Here is a 16,471-nt window from a genome sequence, read left to right on the forward strand (position 1 = left end):
GAACTGGGCCTGACCGGCGTGCCCGTGCACAACGTCAACAACAACTGCGCGACCGGCGCGACCTCGCTGATGCTCGCGCGGCAGTTCGTGGCCGGCGGCATCAACGACTGCGTGCTGGCGCTGGGCTTCGAGAAGATGAAGCGCGGCGCGCTGGGCGGGGGCGCGGGAGGCGACGACTTCGCCGCTTCGCCCGTGGCCCGGCACTACGGGGTGATGGCCGCCCGGCACGGCTTCGCGCGGACCCCGCCCACCGCGCAGATCTTCGGCAACGCGGCCCGCGAGCACATGGAGAGGTACGGCACCACAGCGCGCCAGCTCGCGGCGGTCGGCGCCAAGAACCACCGGCACTCGGCGCACAATCCGTACGCCCAGTTCCAGGACGTATACACCGTCGAGGAGGTGCTCGCGGCCCGGACCGTGCACGATCCCCTCACCAAGCTCCAGTGCTCGCCGACCTCCGACGGCGCGGCGGCGGCCGTCGTCGCCTCCGCGCGCTTCGTCCGCGAGCACGGCCTGGAGGACCGGGCCGTGGAGATCGCCGGGCAGGCCATGACCACCGACACGGAGGAGTCCTTCGCGTCCGGCTCCTGCATCGACGTCGTCGGCAGGCCGATGTCGCGCGCCGCGGCGCGGCAGGCGTACGAGGCGAGCGGGCTCGGCATCGAGGACGTCGACGTCGTCGAGCTGCACGACTGCTTCTCCGTCAACGAACTGCTCAGCTACGAGGCGCTGGGCATGTGCGCGGACGGCGAGTCCGGCAAGCTCGTCGAGGAGGGCGCGACCACGTACGGCGGGCGGTGGGTGGTGAACCCCTCCGGCGGCCTGATCTCCAAGGGCCACCCGCTCGGCGCCACCGGACTGGCCCAGTGCGCCGAGCTGACCTGGCAGCTGCGCGGCGAGGCGGGAGCGCGGCAGGTACCGGGCGCGCGGGTGGGGCTCGCGCACAACATCGGACTGGGCGGCGCTGCGGTGGTGACGCTGCTGCGCCGGCCGTAGCGGACGTCCGTACTCGGTCCTGGGGCCTGCCGGGCCGACGTCCTGCCGTTCCGACGTCCTGCCGTTCCGACGTCCTGCCGTTCCGACGTCCTGCGGCCGGGCGTCCCGCCGCCCTGGAGCCTGCGGTCCTAGGTCCTGCGGACCGGGACCGTTGGGCCGATAATCCGATGCCGTGTGCATTCGTCGGATGACAGGATGACCGGCATGCCCCCGCTCACGACCACCGGCCAGCCACCGTCCCGCGCCACCGCCCGCAAGGCCCCGCCCGCCTGGGCGGTGATGCTCGCGGTCTGCGCGGGGCAGTTCCTCGTGGTCCTCGACGTCTCCGTGGTGAACGTCGCGATGCCCACGATGCGGTCCTCGCTCGGCCTGAGCGAACTGGGTCTGCAGTGGGTGGTCAACGCGTACGTGATCACCTTCGCCGGGTTCCTGATGCTCGGCGGGCGCACCGCCGACCTCTTCGGGCGCAAGCGGGTCTTCCTCATCGGGCTCGGGCTGTTCACCGCGGCGAGCCTGGGCGGCGGGCTCGCGCAGGAGCCCTGGCAGCTGATCGCCGCGCGGACGGTCCAGGGCATCGGCGCCGCCGTGCTCGCCCCCGCCACCCTCACCATCCTCACCACCTCCTTCCCGCCGGGCCACGCGCGCACCCGGGCCGTCGCCACCTGGACCGCCGTCGGCGCGGGCGGCGGCGCGGCCGGCGGCCTGGTCGGCGGGGTGCTCACCGAATTCCTGTCCTGGCGCTGGGTGCTGCTGATCAACGTGCCCATCGGTGCGCTGGTATTGGCCGGTGCCGCGTTCTGCCTGCGCGAGAGCCGGCAGGGGGAGCGCCGCCGGCTGGACGTGCCGGGCGCGCTGCTCGTCACCGGCGGCCTCGCGCTCGTCGCGTACGGCATCGTGCAGACCGGCGAACGCGGCTGGACGGCCGCCGGCGCGCTGCTGCCGCTGGTCGCCGGGGTGGCCGTGCTCGGCGCCTTCGTCGCGGTGGAGGCCCGCTCGGCGGCGCCGCTGATGCCGCTGGGCGTCTTCCGGCCGCGGTCGGTGTGGGCGACCACCTCGGCGATGGTCGTGGTCGGCGCCGGGATGTTCTCCATGTGGTACTTCCTCTCGCTCTACACGCAGAACGTCCTCGGCTACTCCGCGCTCCAGGCGGGCCTGGCCTTCCTGCCGCACTCCTTCTCCATCGTGATCGGCTCCAAGGCGGCGCCCCGGCTGATGGCGCTGCCCCGGATCGGCGCGAAGACCGTGGCCGTCGCGGGCGTGCTGCTCGCCGCCGTGGGCATGGCCTGGCAGTCGGCCATGGGCCTGCACGGCACGTACGTCGGCACGATCCTCGGCCCGGGCATCACGATGGCGCTGGGCGCCGGGCTCTCGGCCACCCCGATCGCCGCGATCTGCACGGCGGGTGCGGCGGCCGGCGACGCCGGGCTGGTCTCCGGACTGATCAACACCTCCCGGCAGATCGGCGGCGCACTCGGTCTGTCGGTCCTCTCGACGGTCGCGGCCGGAGTCGCGGGTACCGGCCGCGCGGCCCTGGCCGACGGCTACGCCCTCGCCTTCCGCGTCGCCGCGGGAGTCCTCCTCGGCAGCGTCCTGCTGATGCTGCTCTCCCTCCCGGGGCGTGCACAGGACGGGGAACGCGCGCAGGACGCGGAACGCGCACAAGACGGTGAGCGCACGCAGGGCATCGGGCGGAACGGTGCGGGGGAGGGCGCGGAAGCCTGAGGGGCGGCGCAGGGGGAGGGTGCGGAAGCCTTGGAAGCGGCGCGGGGAGGAGCCGGTTCTCCTGCGGAAGTGTGTGCTTCGTCGCTGGTCCCGGGCGTTTGCCGGGCGAAGTGGCGCGAGAGGATGCGGGTATGACTGACCACGACACCGCTGCCCCGTCCTTTCCCGCCACCGGCCGCCGCGTCCTGGTGAGCGGCGCGTCGCGGGGCCTCGGCCGGGCCCTGGCACACGCCTTCGCGGAGAACGGTGACCGCGTCGCCGTGCACTACGGCTCGCGCCGGGCGGAAGCCGAGGAGACCCTCGCCGCGCTGCCCGGCGACGGCCACACCCTGCTGCAGGCCGACGTAGCCAGCCCCGAAGGCGCCGCCGGCCTGGTCGAAGCGGCCGACGCGGCGCTCGGCGGCATCGACGTTCTGGTGAACAACGCCGCGGTCGTCAACACGCCGCACCCGCCCGCCACCACCTCGTACGCCGACTGGACCGCCGCCTGGCAGCAGCACGTCGCGGTCAACCTGCTCGGTACCGCGCACCTGAGCCACGGCGTCGCGCAGCGCATGATCGCGCAGGGCACCGGCGGGCGGATCGTCAACGTCGGCTCGCGCGGCGCCTTCCGCGGCGAGCCCGACAACCCCGCGTACGGCGCCACCAAGGCCGCCGTGCACGCTCTCGGCCAGTCCCTCGCCGTGGCGCTCGCGCCGTACGGCATCGCCGTGGCGTCCGTGGCGCCCGGCTTCATCGACACCGAGCGGGTGGGCCACCGGCTGGAGGGCGAGGAGGGCGCCGCGATCCGCGCCCAGAGCCCGTTCGGCCGGGTCGCCGAGCCGGCCGAGGTCGCGGCCGCGGTCCGCTGGCTGGCTTCCCCGGAGGCGCAGTGGAGCTCGGGCACCGTGCTCGACGTCAACGGCGCTTCGTACCTGCGGACTTGAGCGCCCGGGCCGCGCCCCGCCGGGGCGGGACGCGGCAGCCCGGTTTCCGCCTTGCCGGCCCGGCGCGCCGGTGCCACCGTCGTCGCATGGCGAACATCCCCGCTGACCTGTCGTACAGCAAGGACCACGAGTGGCTCCGGCCGGCCGGCAACCGGGCCACGATCGGCATCACCGACTACGCCCAGCGCCAGCTCGGCGACATCGTCTACGTCGAACTGCCCAAGCGCGGCGAGACCTTCGAGGCCGGTGAGCCGATCGGCTCGCTGGAGTCCGTCAAGGCGGTCAGCGAGATCTACCTCCCGGTCGCCGGCACGGTGGTGGAGGTCAACGCCGCCCTCGCGGACTCGCCCGACGACATCAACTCCGACCCCTATGGCGACGGCTGGCTGCTCGTCCTCCAGGTGTCCGGCAACACCGACGCCCTGCTGAGCGCTGCGGAGTACGAGGACTACCTGCGCGAGGAGGGCTCTTAGGCTCTTAGGGGTGGTACCGCTCCGGCAGACCCCATCCGCGGACGACCCCGTTCGTGCCGCTCCCTACAGCCAGCCGTTCCGCCGGGCCGCGCGGACCGCTTCCATGCGGTTGCGGGTGCCGGTCTTGCCGATCGCGGCCGAGAGGTAGTTGCGCACCGTCGCCTGCGAGAGGTGCAGTCTGCCCGCGATGTCGGCCACCGTCGCGCCGTCCACAGCCGCGGTCAGCACCTCCTGTTCGCGGGGCGTCAGCGGATTCGGCCCGGCGCTCAGCGCGGCGGCCGCCAGCCCGGGATCGATGACGCGCTCCCCGGCCAGCACCCGGCGGATCGCCGCGGCCAGCTCCTCCACCGGCCCGTCCTTCACCAGGAAGCCGCACGCCCCGGCCTCCATCGCGCGCCGCAGATACCCCGGCCGCCCGAACGTGGTCACGATCAGCACCTTGCAGTCCGGCAGCGCCTCCCGCAGGTCGGCCGCCGCGTCCAGGCCGCTGCGCCCGGGCAGTTCGATGTCCAGCAGCGCGATGTCCGGGCGGCTCTCCAGGGCCGCGGCGACGACCTGGTCGCCGGCCGCCACCTGCGCCACCACCTCCATGTCCGCTTCCAGATTGAGCAGCAGCGCCAGCGCGCCGCGCATCATCCCCTGGTCCTCGGCCAGCAGGACCTTGATCACCTGGACATCTCCTCCGCCTCCGGCAGTACGCCCGTGTCCTCGGGCAGCTCGGCCACCAGCCGGAAACCGCGCCGCCCGTCGGGCCCCGCGTCCAGCGTGCCGCCGGCCGCGGCCAGCCGCTCGGCGAGCCCGGTCAGCCCCGTGCCGCCGCCCTCGGCGGGTGCCTGGGAGCTTACGGGACCGCGGCCGTCGTCGGTGATCGTCAGCCGGGCCCGGTCGCTGTCGACGCGCACCTCGATCTCGCAGCGGGTGGCGCCGCTGTGCCGGACGGCGTTGGTGACGCCCTCCCGCACGACCCAGCCCAGCAGCGCACCGGCCTGCGGGGAGAGCGGCGGGCCCGACTGGCGGACGACCGGCTCGATGCCGCCCGCCTCCAGCGCCGACCGCGCCCGGTCCAGCTCGGTGGCCAGGCTGCCCTGGCGGTAGCCGGTGACCGCCTCCCGGATCTCGGTGAGCGCCTGCCGGCCCACCGCCTCGATGTCGGCGGCCTGTTCCAGCGCCGCGTCCACGTCCCGCGGCGCCAGCCGGCGGACCGCCTCCGCCTTCACCACGACCACCGAGAGGGTGTGCCCCAGCAGATCGTGCAGATCGCGGGAGAACCGCAGCCGCTCCTTCTCCACCGCCGTACGGGCCAGCCGGCCCTCGGTGGCCCGCAGCCGCCGGTTGGTCTCGAAGAGGCCGAGGACGGCCGAGGTGACCATGCCGGAGATGAAGGTGCCGTAACCGATGGTCGAGGCGTCCCACGGGTCGCCGCTGCCGTGGCCGGCCAGCGTGCCGGCCGAGGCGCTGGCGATGAAGAGCGCCACGAACAGCGGCCGCCCGCGCAGCAGGGTCCCGGCGGCCAGCGTCATCAGCGGGAAGAACAGCATCCACGCCCCGCCGTAGCCGATCCCCAGGGCGTACGTCACGACGGCCAGCGCGGCGAGCAGGCCGTACGGCACCCAGGTGGCGCGGGCCCGCGGGTCGAAGGCGGTGCGCACCACGCCGACGTAGAGCGAGTTGAAGGCCAGCAGTCCCGCACCGGCCAGCCAGGGGTTGCCGGCCTTCCCGTTGAGCGTGTTGGAGATCGCGCCCACGCCCATGATCAGCCAGGGCAGGAACGTGGTGGGCGTGGGCCCCTTCCGGAAGGTCACGGGACCGTCCTTCGGCGCCCCCAGGCTCATCCAGAAGGGCTCCCTGCCGCAGCCCTTCTTGGGGGCCTCGTCGTCCCGCTCCGCCATGACGTCCTCGAACTCCGTGCCGCGCACGCGCACCACCTGTGTACCGCCCCGTCCCGCCTCAGGCCGTCCGGGCCGCGCGCCGGTACGCGTACACCGCATAACCGCCGAACGCGGCCAGCCACGCCACCAGCACCAGGACCGTACCCGCCGACGGGCCGTGCCCGGCGGTGACGCTCCAGCCGAGGTCCGCGAAGCGGTTCGACGGCGTCCAGCGGGATATTTCCCGCAGCCAGCCGGGGAACACCGCGGCCGGGAACCACAGCCCGCCGATGATCGCCAGCAGCATCATGCAGCCGGCGTTCACCATGCCGGCGGCCTGCGACGAGAGGCGGTAGCCGTTGCCCAGGCCGAGCAGCGTGAACGGCGTCGTGCCCAGCCACAGCAGGACGACCAGCCCGGCCCACTGCCAGGTCGCCAGGCGTACGCCGTTGACCAGCGCGCCCAGCAGCAGCACCACGACGATCGCGGGCAGTACGGTCACCGACGCGCTCAGCCCGCGGCCCACCACCACCCGGGCCGGGGACAGCGGCGTGATCCGCAGCTGCCGCAGCCAGCCGAGCTTCTTGTCCTCGGCGACACCGTTGCCCGTGCCGAGCGCCGCGCCCAGCGCGCCGTACGACGCCATGCCGACCATGGCGGTGACCTTCCATGCCTCGGCGTCCTTGCCCGAGTCCCCGACGAGGTTGGTCAGCAGCAGGTACATCAGCACCGGCATCCCGATGCCGAAGATCACGAAGCCCTTGTCGCGCAGCGTTCTGCGGACTTCCAGACGGATGTAGTCGATCATGACCGGGCTCCTTCGCCGACCGCCGCTGCGCCTTCCGGGGCACCGGTACCGCTGACCGCCCGGCCGCCGTCCGCGGCGTCCGTGCGGGAGGAAGTGAGGGAGAGGAACGCGTCCTCCAGACTGGCCGGGGCCACCTGCAGGCCCCGGACGAGGCCCAGCCGGGCCAGTGCCAGCACCGTCGCGTCGGAGTCGCCGGACCGCAGCAGCGCGCGGTCGCCCCGTATCTCCAGGGACGTCACGCCCGGCAGCTCGGTCAGCCCGTCGCTGGGGCCGCCCGCCAGGTCGAAGGAGACCAGCGCGCCGCCGACGGTGCGCTTGATCGCCTCGCCGCTGCCGTCGGCCACCACCCGGCCGTGGTCCACGACCACGATCCGGTCGGCGTTCTCATCGGCCTCGGTGAGGTAATGCGTGGAGAACACCACGGTGTTGCCCCGCCGCGCGTACGCCCGCATCGCGCGCCAGAAGTCCCGGCGGCCCTCGACGTCCAGCGCCGTGGTCGGCTCGTCCAGCACGACCAGGTCCGGGTCGCCGGCCAGCGCCACCGCGAAGCGGACCCGCTGCGCCTGGCCCCCCGAGAGCCGGTCCACCCGCTGTCCCGCCAGCTCCGCCAGCCCGGCCAGCGCCAGCGCCTCGGACACCGCCATCGGCTTCGGGTACGTGGCCGCCACGAAGGCGACCAGCTCCCGCACCGTCACCCGCGGTATCGGCTGTCCGTCCTGCAGCATCGCGCCGATCCGCCCCGCGCGCACCGCCTCCTCCGGGGCGCCGCCGAACAGGCGCACCTCGCCGGAGGTGGGCGGCAGCAGCCCGAGCAGCATGCTGATCGTGGTCGACTTCCCGGCGCCGTTCCGCCCCAGCAGCGCGACGGTCTCGCCGCGCCGGACGGTGAGGTCCAGGCCGTCGACGGCCCGCACGTCACCGTAGGTCTTCACCACGCCCGAGAACGCCACAGCGGCGGTATCCCGAGCGCTCCCCCTTGTCCCCGTTTTCCCCGTTGTCGTCGTCATGCCCATGAATCTACGGACAGTGAGGGTGGTCCGGGTAGAAAAAAATGTCGTCGGCCGGGGAGGACAAATGTCACGGGTGCGGCGGGGGAGACGGCCGCCGGATGCACCCGTCCGTACCTGACGCACCGTCAGGGGGTTCCGGGCCGAAGCCGTATGGGCTATACATGGGCCATCGGTAGAACGCGTTCTAGTGTGCTCGCGCGCCGTCGTGACGTGCCGCGCGGCCGCCGCGCCCCGGCGCGTCACCGACCGCTGACGACCCCGGCCGGCCGACGGTGCGGACGCCCGGCCGGGGTCTTGCCGCCCGCCCTCCGCACGCCACCCGTACGACACCGCACCACGGCGAAGGAGCCCCGCCCCATGCCCATCGACGCCGCCAAGGCCGTTGCCGCCGAGCCGCGCACCTCCGACCTCGCCTGGGACCACAAGGACGTGCAGCTCTACCACCTCGGCATCGGCGCGGGCGCCCCCACCGAGGAGCGGCCCGGCGCCGCCACCGACCCCGACGAGCTGCGCTACACCCTGGAGAGCCGGCTGCACGTCCTGCCCAGCTTCGCCACCGTCGCGGGCGGTGGCATGGCCGTGGTCGGCGGGCTCTCGTCCCCCGGCATCGAGGTGGACCTCGCGGCCGTCCTGCACGGCGCCCAGAAGATCACCCTGCACCGGCCGATCCCCGTCAAGGGCGCGGCCCGCCAGACATCGACCGTCCCCGCCGTCTACGACAAGGGCAAGGCCGCGGTCATCGTGCTGCGTTCGGAGACCGCCGACGAGGACGGGCCGCTGTGGACCAGCGACACCCAGATCTTCGTACGCGGCGAGGGCGGCTTCGGCGGCGAGCGCGGCCCGTCCACCCGCCTGGACCTGCCCGAGCGCGCGCCCGACCGTACGGTGACCCGGCTCATCCGCGCCGACCAGGCGCTGCTGTACCGGCTCTCCGGCGACTGGAACCCGCTCCACGCCGACCCGGAGTTCGCCGCGCTCGCGGGCTTCGACAAGCCGATCCTGCACGGCCTGTGCTCGTACGGAGTGACGCTGAAGGCGGTGGTGGACACGGTGCTGGACGGGGACGTCGGCCGGGTCCGCAGCTACGCCGCACGCTTCGCCGGCGTGGTCTTCCCCGGCGAGCCGCTGCGCATCCGTATGTGGCGGGACGCGCCCGGCCGAGGAAGCGTCCAGGTGTCGGTCACCGCACCGGAGCGCGACGACGCACCGGTACTCGCCGACACCGTGGTCGAGCACGTCTGACCCGGCCGGGGCGGGCCGCCGCCTGCCCCGCGCCCCCGGAGGGCCGCCCGAAGCACTCGCACCACTCTCACCACCCGCACCTTCCGTAGCGTCCGTACGCAGAGGAGCCGCAGATGCGCGCAGCCGTACAGCACGAGACAGGGCAGGACAAGCTGGAGGTCCTCGACGACGTGGAGGCCGTCGGGTTCGGGCCGGGGAAGGTGCGGATACGGATCAGGGCCACCGGCCTGTGCCACTCCGACCTCTCCGCGATGAGCGGCGTGCTGCCGCAGCCCGCGCCGTTCGTCCCCGGACACGAGGGCGCGGGCGAGATCGTGGAGGTCGGGGACGGCGTCACCGGGCTCGCGCCGGGCGACCGCGTCCTGATGTGCTGGCTGCCCGCGTGCGGCAGCTGTCCGTCCTGCCGGCGCGGCCAGACGCACCTGTGCCTGGCCGGCTTCATGAACGCCGGCACCCCCAACTTCAAGCGCCCCGGCGGGGACGTCTTCGGCTTCGCCGGCACCGGCACCTTCGCCGAGGAGGTCGTGGTCGCGGCGAACTGCGCGGTGCCGGTCCCCGACGACGTGCCGTACGACATCGCCGCGCTCATCGGGTGCGGCGTGACCACCGGCCTCGGGGCCGCGCTCAACACCGCACGGGTGGAGGCCGGTTCGTCGGTCGCGGTCATCGGGTGCGGCGGCGTGGGCATCTCCACGATCCAGGGCGCGCGGGCGAGCGGTGCCGCGCAGATCGTGGCCGTCGACCCGGTGGAGTCGCGCCGCGAGGCCGCGCTGCGCTTCGGGGCGACGGAGGCGGTCGCCCCGGACGGACTGGCCGACGCCAAGCAGCGGATCACCGCGGGCGAGGGCTTCGACTACGTCTTCGAGGTCGTCGGCAAGTCCGCGACCGCCCGCACCGCCTACGAGACGACCCGGCGCGGCGGCACGCTGTGCATCGTGGGCGCGGGCGCCATGGACGACTTCTTCCAGGTCAACATGTTCGAGCTGTTCTTCGACGAGAAGCGGATCCTGCCCTCGCTGTACGGGGGCGGGGACGTGGTCCGCTCCTACGAACGCGCCATCGCCCTGTGGCGGGCCGGCCGCATCGATCTGGAAAACCTCATCACCCACCGGGTGCCGCTCACCGGCATCAACGACGCACTGGAGCAGATGCGCACCGGTACCGCGCTGCGTACCTGCATCGAACTGTGAGGCGCACGGCGCGGCACGAGAGCGCGGCGGACGCGGGGCAACGGGAGACACGGACAACGGGAGGCACGGATGGTGCTGCACGGTAGGACGGCCGTCGTCACCGGGGCGGGCCGCGGCCTGGGCCGGGCCGAGGCGCTCGAACTCGCCCGGCTCGGCGCCAACGTGGTCGTCAACGACTACGGGCAGCCGGGTCGGGACGGCTCCGGCGCGGCCTCCGCCGCGCCCGCCGAGGAGGTGGCCGCCGAGATCAGGGCGGCCGGCGGGCAGGCCACCGCGCACCTCGGGGACGTGGCCGACTTCGAGACGGCGCGCGGCCTCGTGGAGCTGGCCGTCGAGCGCTACGGAGCGCTGGACATCCTGGTCAACAACGCGGGCATCCTGCGCGACCGGATGGTCTTCTCGATGACCGAGGAGGAGTGGGACGCGGTGATCCGCGTGCACCTCAAGGGCCACTTCAACACCACCCGGTTCGCCGCTGCCCACTGGCGCGAGCGTGCCAAGGCGGGCGGCGCCCCGGTGTACGGCCGGATCGTCAACACCTCCTCCGAGGCGTTCCTCGCCGGCTCCGCCGGACAGCCCAACTACGCGGCGGCCAAGGGCGGCATCGTGGGCCTGACCACCTCCACGGCGGTGGCGCTGGCCAAGTACGGCGTGACCGCCAACGCGATCTGCCCGCGGGCCCGCACCCGGATGACCGAGGACGTCTTCGCGGGCTTCGGGGAGCCGGGTGAGGGCGAGCTGGACCCGCTGGCGCCCGAGCACGTCGCGCCGCTGGTGGGCTATCTCGCCGGGCCCGCGGCCGGCCGGGTCAACGGGCAGGTCTTCGTGGTGCACGGCGGTATGGCCGCACTCCTCGAACGGCCCCGGGTGGCCGCGCAGTTCGACGCCGCCAAGGAGGTCTTCACGTACGAGGAGCTGGACGCGGCTTTGACGCCGTACTTCGGGGACCGCGCCCCGGAGGAGAACTTCGCGGCGACGGAGGTGCTCGGCCTCAAGAAGCGCTGACCGTGACCCTTGCAGAAGCGCTGACCGCCGGCCTTCGAGAGGCGCTGGCCGCGGGCCCTTGAGGAGCGCTGAGCGCTGCCTCTGATGAAGCGCTGACCGCGGCGCTTCGGGGCGGGCGCCCCGTGACGCACGACGGCCGTGGCCGCCAGGGAGGTACCTCCCGTGGCGGCCACGGCCGTCCCGGTACTGCCCGGCTCTCGCTCAGGCGTTCCGGGAGTCCGTGGGCCGGCGGTGCCGCCCGGCGCCGGACGCCGCCGCGTCCTCGCTCGCTGCCGGGCCGCGGTGCTTGCCGGAGCCTGCGGCCGGGGCGGCCTGGGCGGAACCCTGCGGGCGCGCCTCGGTCGTGTCGGTTCGGGCTTCGGACATGGAAAGTGTCACTCCGTCAGATCGCTTACAGGTGTACGCGTCGGGACCTCCCCGAGCTCCGCTGGGAGTACCCCAGGCAGCACCGTCGGTGGCCGGGTCAACCGGCTGCGTAGCCCCTTACGAAATTCTAACGGGGCGTGCTTTCCGGCTCTACCGGGCCTCCCGGGCCGCGAGCGGCGCCTCTTGCAGCGGTACTGGCCTGCACGTTCGGGGATGCGGTTGATCGGCGTACGGTTCCCGCTCCGCCGGGTCCGGTTGTGCGGATGTTGTGCAGCCGTTCGGACGTCCCGCGATGGAAGTGAGGATTCCGGAAGCGGGCGGCAGGGCGGCCGAGGTGTTCCAGGTGAACCGCCGCGGCCGTTGCGCATGCAATTCCGGCTGCTGCGCGCCGGCCGGTACGGGGAGCGCCGCCGATGCTGCCGCGGCATCCGGAGCGGCACCCTCCGGCTCCCACTCGACGACCGTCCGCGCGACGCCGCACGGGGTGGCGGGCGTCGCGTACGGCAGCCGCAGCTCGCCCTCCGCCGTCCAGTGGCCCGTACCGGCCAGCCAGCCCGCCGGTGCAGCCGGCCGCAGCAGTTTCCCGGCCGATGGCCGCCACACGGCCAGCCAGGTGCCGGCGGCCGCGTCCACCCGGAACGCCACCGCGCAGCTCTCCGGGGTCAGCGCCTGCCCCGGCTGCGCAGCGAACGGCGTCAGTGCGGCGTCCGCGGCGTGCAGCGCCTCGGGGAACCGCACCGGCAGCGTGCTGCCCAGTACGCCCCAGCCCATCCGGTCGTGGCCCGGCGCGTCCGACCGCAGCAGCACCAGCCCGCTGTCGGGGTCGGCCAGCAGCAGCCGGTCGTTGCTCCGCTCGGTGATCTGGAGCAGCGGGCTGATCGTTCCTCCCCGGCCGAGGTCGACCACGACGGTCTTGGTCAGCCCGTCCAGCTCGCGGTCCAGGGCGAGCAGCCGGCCCGCGCGGTCCAGCCACGCCCCGCCGGTGCACCGGCCCGGCACCAGTGCGACCCGCTGCGGGCCGTCCGCGCCGCCGTGCAGCAGCCAGACCGCGGTGGCCCGGCGCGCCCCGTCGCCGCCGACCGGGGAGAGGGCGTACGCCGACGTACCGCACGGGGCGGGCGGCAGCAGCGTCAGCCCCTCGGACTCCACGCTGCCCAACGGCAGTTCGCCGGTGCCGGGCCCGGTGGGGTAGAGGAGGGCGACCGTGCTGTGGCCGTCGGCGCGGCGCAGGATCAGCACCCGGCCGTCACCGAGCGGCAGCAGTTCGCTGTCGGGCCGCTCGGGGCGGCGGCCGGGGAGCGGCACCGCGTACGGCTCGCAGCCGTCCAGCGTCCAGCGCTCGGGGAAGCAGCCGCCGCCCGGCGCGGGGACGAGCCGCGCGGCGTACGAACCGTCGGCGGCGACCGTCAGCGGCGCGTGCCGCCCGGGCAGGCCGGTGAGGCCCTTGAGCGCGGGGAGGCCCGGCGGTCCGGCGGCCGCGGGCTCGGTGCCCCTCTCGGTGTGGCCTTCGGTTCCGACGCTGTTCCCCTTGGGTCTGACACTCTCGGCGGCACAGGCAGTCATGGAATGGTCACCTCCAGTCACGGTCGAAGCTAGTTTTCGCACTTCTTGCCGATCAACGAGTGATGGACCACTTCACGCGTATGAGTGGCGTGTGTCCGATTCGCCTGCGAACGGTGCGGCGGATGTGCCGCCCGGGCCGGACGTGCCGGGGCGGCCGGCGCCCGCAGGCCGCCCCGGCACGGCGGGTCCGGTGCCGCCGACCGGCACGGCTGGGCGTCCGGCCATGCGTGGGAGGTAACCTTCCATCCGTGCCCGCACTGTCTGAAGTCCTCTCCGCCCTCGACGCCCTGTGGCCCGCCGAGCGGGCAGAGGCGTGGGACGCCGTCGGCACCGTCTGCGGCGACCCCGAAGCCCCCGTGCAGCGGGTCCTCTTCGCCGTCGACCCCGTGCAGGAGATCGCCGACGAAGCCGTGCGGCTCGGCGCCGACCTGCTCGTCACCCACCACCCGCTGTACCTGCGGGGGACGACGACGGTCGCGGCGTCCACCTTCAAGGGCAAGGTCGTCCACACGCTGATCAAGAACGACATCGCCCTGCACGTCGCGCACACCAATGCGGACACCGCCGACCCCGGCGTCTCCGACGCCCTCGCCGGTGTCCTCGACCTGCGCGTGCTGCGCCCCCTCGTGCCGGACGCGAGCGACCCGGCGGGCCGCCGCGGCCTCGGCCGGGTCTGCGAGCTCGCCCACCCGATGCCCCTCGGCGACTTCGCCCGGTACGCCGCCGAGCGGCTGCCGGCCACCGCGCAGGGCATCCGCGTCGCCGGCGACCCGGAGCGCACCGTCCGCACGGTCGCGGTCTCCGGCGGCTCCGGCGACAGCCTCTTCGACGACGTGCGCGCGGCGGGCGTGGACGCGTTCCTCACCGCCGACCTGCGCCACCACCCGGCCTCCGAGGCCACCCAGAAGAGCCCGCTCGGGCTGCTGGACGCCGCGCACTGGGCCACCGAGTGGCCCTGGTGCGAGCAGGCGGCCGCACAGCTCGACGAGATCTCCGACCGGCACGGCTGGGACCTCCGGGTCCATGTCTCGAAGACGGTCACCGATCCCTGGACCGCCCACGCGGCGTCCGCCACCGCCCTTCAGCAGAGCGCTTCGCGCGCTGTGCTCACTGACGAATCCACTGGAGCCCCCAACTGAACGCCGCGCCCGCAGACCAGATCCGCCTCCTGGACGTCCAGTCCCTGGACCTCCGGCTCACCCAGCTCGCGCACCGCCGCAACAACCTCCCGGAGCTGGCCGAGCTGCAGACCCTGGAGGGCGACCTCACCCAGCAGCGCGACCTGCTCGTCGCCGCGCAGACCGAGGAGAGCGACACCGCCCGCGAGCAGACCAAGGCCGAGCAGGACGTGGACCAGGTGCGCCAGCGCGCCGCCCGCGACCAGCAGCGGCTGGACTCCGGCGCGATCACCTCGCCAAAGGACCTGGAGAACCTCCAGCGCGAGATCGCCTCGCTGGCCAAGCGCCAGGGCGACCTGGAAGAGGTCGTTCTGGAGGTCATGGAGCGCCGCGAGTCCGCGCAGGAGCGGGTCGCCGAGCTGACCGAGCGCGTGGAGGCCGTGCAGGCCAAGGTCGCCGACGCCGTCGCGCGCCGGGACGCCGCCTTCGCCGAGATCGACGCCGAGGTGGCCACGGTCACCAAGGAGCGCGAGCTCACCGCCGCCGACATCCCGGCCGACCTGCTGAAGCTGTACGACCGGCTGCGCGAGAAGCAGGGCGGCGTCGGCGCGGCGCGGCTCTACCAGCGGCGCTGCGAGGGCTGCCGCCTGGAGCTGGACATCACCGAGCTGAACGACGTCCGGGCGGCCGCCGCCGACCAGGTCGTGCGCTGCGAGAACTGCAGCCGCATCCTGGTCCGCACGCCCGACTCCGGCCTGTAGGCCGCCATGCCGCGCACGTTCGTCGTCGAGGCGGACGGCGGGTCCCGGGGCAATCCCGGGCCCGCCGGGTACGGCGCCGTCGTCCTCGACCCCGCGACGGGCGAGACGCTGGCCGAGGCCGCCGAGTACCTGGGTACGGCCACCAACAACGTCGCCGAGTACAAGGGGCTGGTGGCCGGGCTGCGCGCCGCGTACGCGCTGGACCCGGAGGCGGAGATCCGGGTCCGGATGGACTCCAAGCTCGTCGTCGAGCAGATGTCCGGGCGGTGGAAGATCAAGCACCCGGACATGCAGCCGCTCGCGGCCGCCGCCAGGGCGGTCTTCCCGCCCGGCCGGGTCACGTACGAGTGGATCCCGCGCGCGCAGAACAAGCACGCCGACCGCCTCGCCAACGAGGCGATGGACGCGGGCGCGGCCGGCCGCCAGTGGGAGCCGGGTGCGTCCGGCGCGGCGCTCGCGACGGGGGCGCGGCCTTCGGGCGCGACGGCCGTGGACGCGGGCCTGGACGGCCTGGAGGCCACGGACGTCACGGACGCGGGCCTGGACGATGCCGCGCTTGCGGACGCGGGGCTGAACGGTGCGGGGGCTTCCGGTCCGGCCGGTGCGGCGCTCGCCGCGGGCGCGAGCGCCGAGGCCGCGGCGCCGGCCACCCCGCCGTCCGGCTGGTCGGCCCCCGCCGACCTCGGGACGCCGACCACCTTCGTGCTGCTGCGGCACGGCGAGACCCCGCTGACCCCGGAGAAGCGGTTCTCCGGCAGCGGCGGCTCGGACCCCGCGCTCTCCGAAGTGGGGCGCCACCAGGCCCGCGAGGCCGCCGCCGCGCTCGCCGTACGCGGCACGATCCAGGAGATCGTCAGCTCCCCGCTGCGCCGCTGCCGGGAGACGGCCCAGGTCGTCGCGGCCCGGCTCGGCCTGGACGTACGCATCGAGGACGGGCTGCGCGAGACGGACTTCGGCGCCTGGGAGGGGCTGACCTTCTCCGAGGTGCGCGAGCGCCACCCGGCCGACCTGAACGCCTGGCTCGGCTCCGCCAGGGCCGAACCGACCGGCGGCGGCGAGTCGTTCGCGGCCGTGGCACGCCGGGTCGCGCTGACCCGCGACAAGCTGCGCGCCCGGTACGCCGGCAAGACGGTCCTGCTGGTCACGCACGTGACCCCGGTCAAGACGCTGGTACGGCTGGCTCTCGGCGCCCCGCCGGAGTCACTGTTCCGCATGGAACTGTCCGCCGCCTCGCTGTCGGCGATCGCGTACTACGGGGACGGCAATGCGTCGGTGCGGTTGCTGAACGACACGTCGCACCTGCGGTAGGCGGCGGAGCCGCCAGGGGCGCGGGGAACTGCGCGACCGGCCACGACGCAGCCGCAGCCGGCCACTGCGATGCCCACCGCGGCGGGGGCGTGCCTCGCCACGCGGCCGCGCCGCC

At 74.2% G+C, this 16,471-nt stretch carries 16 protein-coding genes; 10 read left to right on the top strand and 6 right to left on the bottom strand.

What is annotated here, in order from left to right; genetic code table 11:
• The 4 genes from C3486_RS27410 to gcvH form a co-directional block, all read left to right on the top strand.
• On the top strand, positions 1-996 hold a 996-nt coding region (locus tag C3486_RS27410; RefSeq protein ID WP_103835450.1), incomplete at its 5' end, for a Nonspecific lipid-transfer protein.
• Positions 997-1,191: 195 nt separating this feature from the next.
• The gene (locus tag C3486_RS27415; protein WP_103835451.1) at positions 1,192-2,718 is read left to right on the top strand and encodes an MFS transporter; all 1,527 of its coding nucleotides are present in this window, start codon (positions 1,192-1,194) and stop codon (positions 2,716-2,718) included.
• Positions 2,719-2,849: 131 nt separating this feature from the next.
• The gene (locus tag C3486_RS27420) at positions 2,850-3,644 is read left to right on the top strand and encodes an SDR family NAD(P)-dependent oxidoreductase (protein ID WP_103835452.1); all 795 of its coding nucleotides are present in this window, start codon (positions 2,850-2,852) and stop codon (positions 3,642-3,644) included.
• A gap of 86 nt (positions 3,645-3,730) precedes the next feature.
• Positions 3,731-4,117, top strand: a complete 387-nt coding sequence (gene gcvH / locus C3486_RS27425) for a glycine cleavage system protein GcvH (protein WP_103835453.1) — start codon at positions 3,731-3,733, stop codon at positions 4,115-4,117.
• 63 nt (positions 4,118-4,180) lie between these two features.
• Here gcvH and C3486_RS27430 read toward each other — a convergent pair whose 3' ends face one another.
• From C3486_RS27430 to C3486_RS27445, 4 genes are all read right to left on the bottom strand, one after another.
• Entirely contained in the window at positions 4,181-4,786 is a 606-nt protein-coding gene (locus C3486_RS27430) for a response regulator transcription factor (RefSeq protein WP_103835454.1), read from the bottom strand.
• The gene (locus tag C3486_RS27435; RefSeq protein ID WP_103835484.1) at positions 4,783-5,949 is read right to left on the bottom strand and encodes a sensor histidine kinase; all 1,167 of its coding nucleotides are present in this window, start codon (positions 5,947-5,949) and stop codon (positions 4,783-4,785) included. Before C3486_RS27435 ends, C3486_RS27430 begins: the two co-directional genes overlap by 4 nt.
• 115 nt (positions 5,950-6,064) lie before the next feature.
• Positions 6,065-6,793 (bottom strand): ABC transporter permease, encoded by a 729-nt coding sequence (locus C3486_RS27440; protein ID WP_103835455.1) that lies wholly within the window; start codon positions 6,791-6,793, stop codon positions 6,065-6,067.
• Positions 6,790-7,800, bottom strand: a complete 1,011-nt coding sequence (locus C3486_RS27445; protein WP_103835485.1) for an ABC transporter ATP-binding protein — start codon at positions 7,798-7,800, stop codon at positions 6,790-6,792. Before C3486_RS27445 ends, C3486_RS27440 begins: the two co-directional genes overlap by 4 nt.
• 360 nt (positions 7,801-8,160) lie before the next feature.
• Between C3486_RS27445 and C3486_RS27450 the strand changes: the two genes are divergently transcribed.
• The 3 genes from C3486_RS27450 to C3486_RS27460 all read left to right on the top strand — a co-directional run bounded on the left by C3486_RS27450 (position 8,161) and on the right by C3486_RS27460 (position 11,240).
• Positions 8,161-9,045, top strand: coding sequence for a MaoC/PaaZ C-terminal domain-containing protein (locus C3486_RS27450; RefSeq protein ID WP_103835456.1), 885 nt, complete (start codon positions 8,161-8,163; stop codon positions 9,043-9,045).
• Between the two features lie 113 nt (positions 9,046-9,158).
• Positions 9,159-10,235: a Zn-dependent alcohol dehydrogenase gene (locus C3486_RS27455; protein WP_103835457.1), complete on the top strand. Its 1,077-nt coding sequence runs from the start codon at positions 9,159-9,161 to the stop codon at positions 10,233-10,235.
• A gap of 69 nt (positions 10,236-10,304) precedes the next feature.
• Positions 10,305-11,240, top strand: coding sequence for a 3-oxoacyl-ACP reductase (locus C3486_RS27460; RefSeq protein WP_103835458.1), 936 nt, complete (start codon positions 10,305-10,307; stop codon positions 11,238-11,240).
• Positions 11,241-11,441: 201 nt separating this feature from the next.
• On the opposite strand, the gene C3486_RS37510 is transcribed toward C3486_RS27460, so the two are convergent.
• On the bottom strand, positions 11,442-11,606 hold the full coding sequence (locus tag C3486_RS37510) for a hypothetical protein (protein WP_181138722.1): 165 nt from the start codon (positions 11,604-11,606) through the stop codon (positions 11,442-11,444).
• A 150-nt stretch (positions 11,607-11,756) separates the two neighbouring features.
• Positions 11,757-13,169 (bottom strand): hypothetical protein, encoded by a 1,413-nt coding sequence (locus tag C3486_RS27465; protein WP_103835459.1) that lies wholly within the window; start codon positions 13,167-13,169, stop codon positions 11,757-11,759.
• 248 nt (positions 13,170-13,417) lie between these two features.
• Between C3486_RS27465 and C3486_RS27470 the strand changes: the two genes are divergently transcribed.
• The 3 genes from C3486_RS27470 to C3486_RS27480 are packed head-to-tail and all read left to right on the top strand — an operon-like array spanning position 13,418 to position 16,356.
• Positions 13,418-14,308: a Nif3-like dinuclear metal center hexameric protein gene (locus C3486_RS27470; RefSeq protein ID WP_103835460.1), complete on the top strand. Its 891-nt coding sequence runs from the start codon at positions 13,418-13,420 to the stop codon at positions 14,306-14,308.
• A complete protein-coding gene (locus C3486_RS27475; protein WP_181138725.1) occupies positions 14,305-15,048 on the top strand; it encodes a zinc ribbon domain-containing protein in 744 nt (247 codons plus the stop codon). The genes C3486_RS27470 and C3486_RS27475 overlap by 4 nt, the downstream gene beginning before the upstream one ends.
• Before the next feature lie 6 nt (positions 15,049-15,054).
• Positions 15,055-16,356 carry a bifunctional RNase H/acid phosphatase gene (locus C3486_RS27480; protein ID WP_103835462.1) on the top strand — a complete coding sequence of 434 codons (1,302 nt, stop codon included), beginning with the start codon at positions 15,055-15,057 and terminating at the stop codon, positions 16,354-16,356.
• The last annotated feature ends 115 nt before the right edge of the window (positions 16,357-16,471 follow it).

The sequence above is a fragment of the Streptomyces sp. Ru73 genome (genome assembly GCF_002920575.1).
In the GTDB taxonomy this organism is placed as follows: domain Bacteria; phylum Actinomycetota; class Actinomycetes; order Streptomycetales; family Streptomycetaceae; genus Streptomyces.

Coding starts and splice junctions, on each gene's coding strand:
- C3486_RS27415 (WP_103835451.1), top strand. CDS start 1,192: ATGACCGGCATGCCCCCGCTCACGACCACCGGCCAGCCACCGTCCCGC.
- C3486_RS27420 (WP_103835452.1), top strand. CDS start 2,850: ATGACTGACCACGACACCGCTGCCCCGTCCTTTCCCGCCACCGGCCGC.
- gcvH (WP_103835453.1), top strand. CDS start 3,731: ATGGCGAACATCCCCGCTGACCTGTCGTACAGCAAGGACCACGAGTGG.
- C3486_RS27435 (WP_103835484.1), bottom strand. CDS start 5,949: ATGAGCCTGGGGGCGCCGAAGGACGGTCCCGTGACCTTCCGGAAGGGG.
- C3486_RS27440 (WP_103835455.1), bottom strand. CDS start 6,793: ATGATCGACTACATCCGTCTGGAAGTCCGCAGAACGCTGCGCGACAAG.
- C3486_RS27445 (WP_103835485.1), bottom strand. CDS start 7,800: ATGACGACGACAACGGGGAAAACGGGGACAAGGGGGAGCGCTCGGGAT.
- C3486_RS27450 (WP_103835456.1), top strand. CDS start 8,161: ATGCCCATCGACGCCGCCAAGGCCGTTGCCGCCGAGCCGCGCACCTCC.
- C3486_RS27455 (WP_103835457.1), top strand. CDS start 9,159: ATGCGCGCAGCCGTACAGCACGAGACAGGGCAGGACAAGCTGGAGGTC.
- C3486_RS27460 (WP_103835458.1), top strand. CDS start 10,305: ATGGTGCTGCACGGTAGGACGGCCGTCGTCACCGGGGCGGGCCGCGGC.
- C3486_RS37510 (WP_181138722.1), bottom strand. CDS start 11,606: ATGTCCGAAGCCCGAACCGACACGACCGAGGCGCGCCCGCAGGGTTCC.
- C3486_RS27465 (WP_103835459.1), bottom strand. CDS start 13,169: ATGACTGCCTGTGCCGCCGAGAGTGTCAGACCCAAGGGGAACAGCGTC.
- C3486_RS27480 (WP_103835462.1), top strand. CDS start 15,055: ATGCCGCGCACGTTCGTCGTCGAGGCGGACGGCGGGTCCCGGGGCAAT.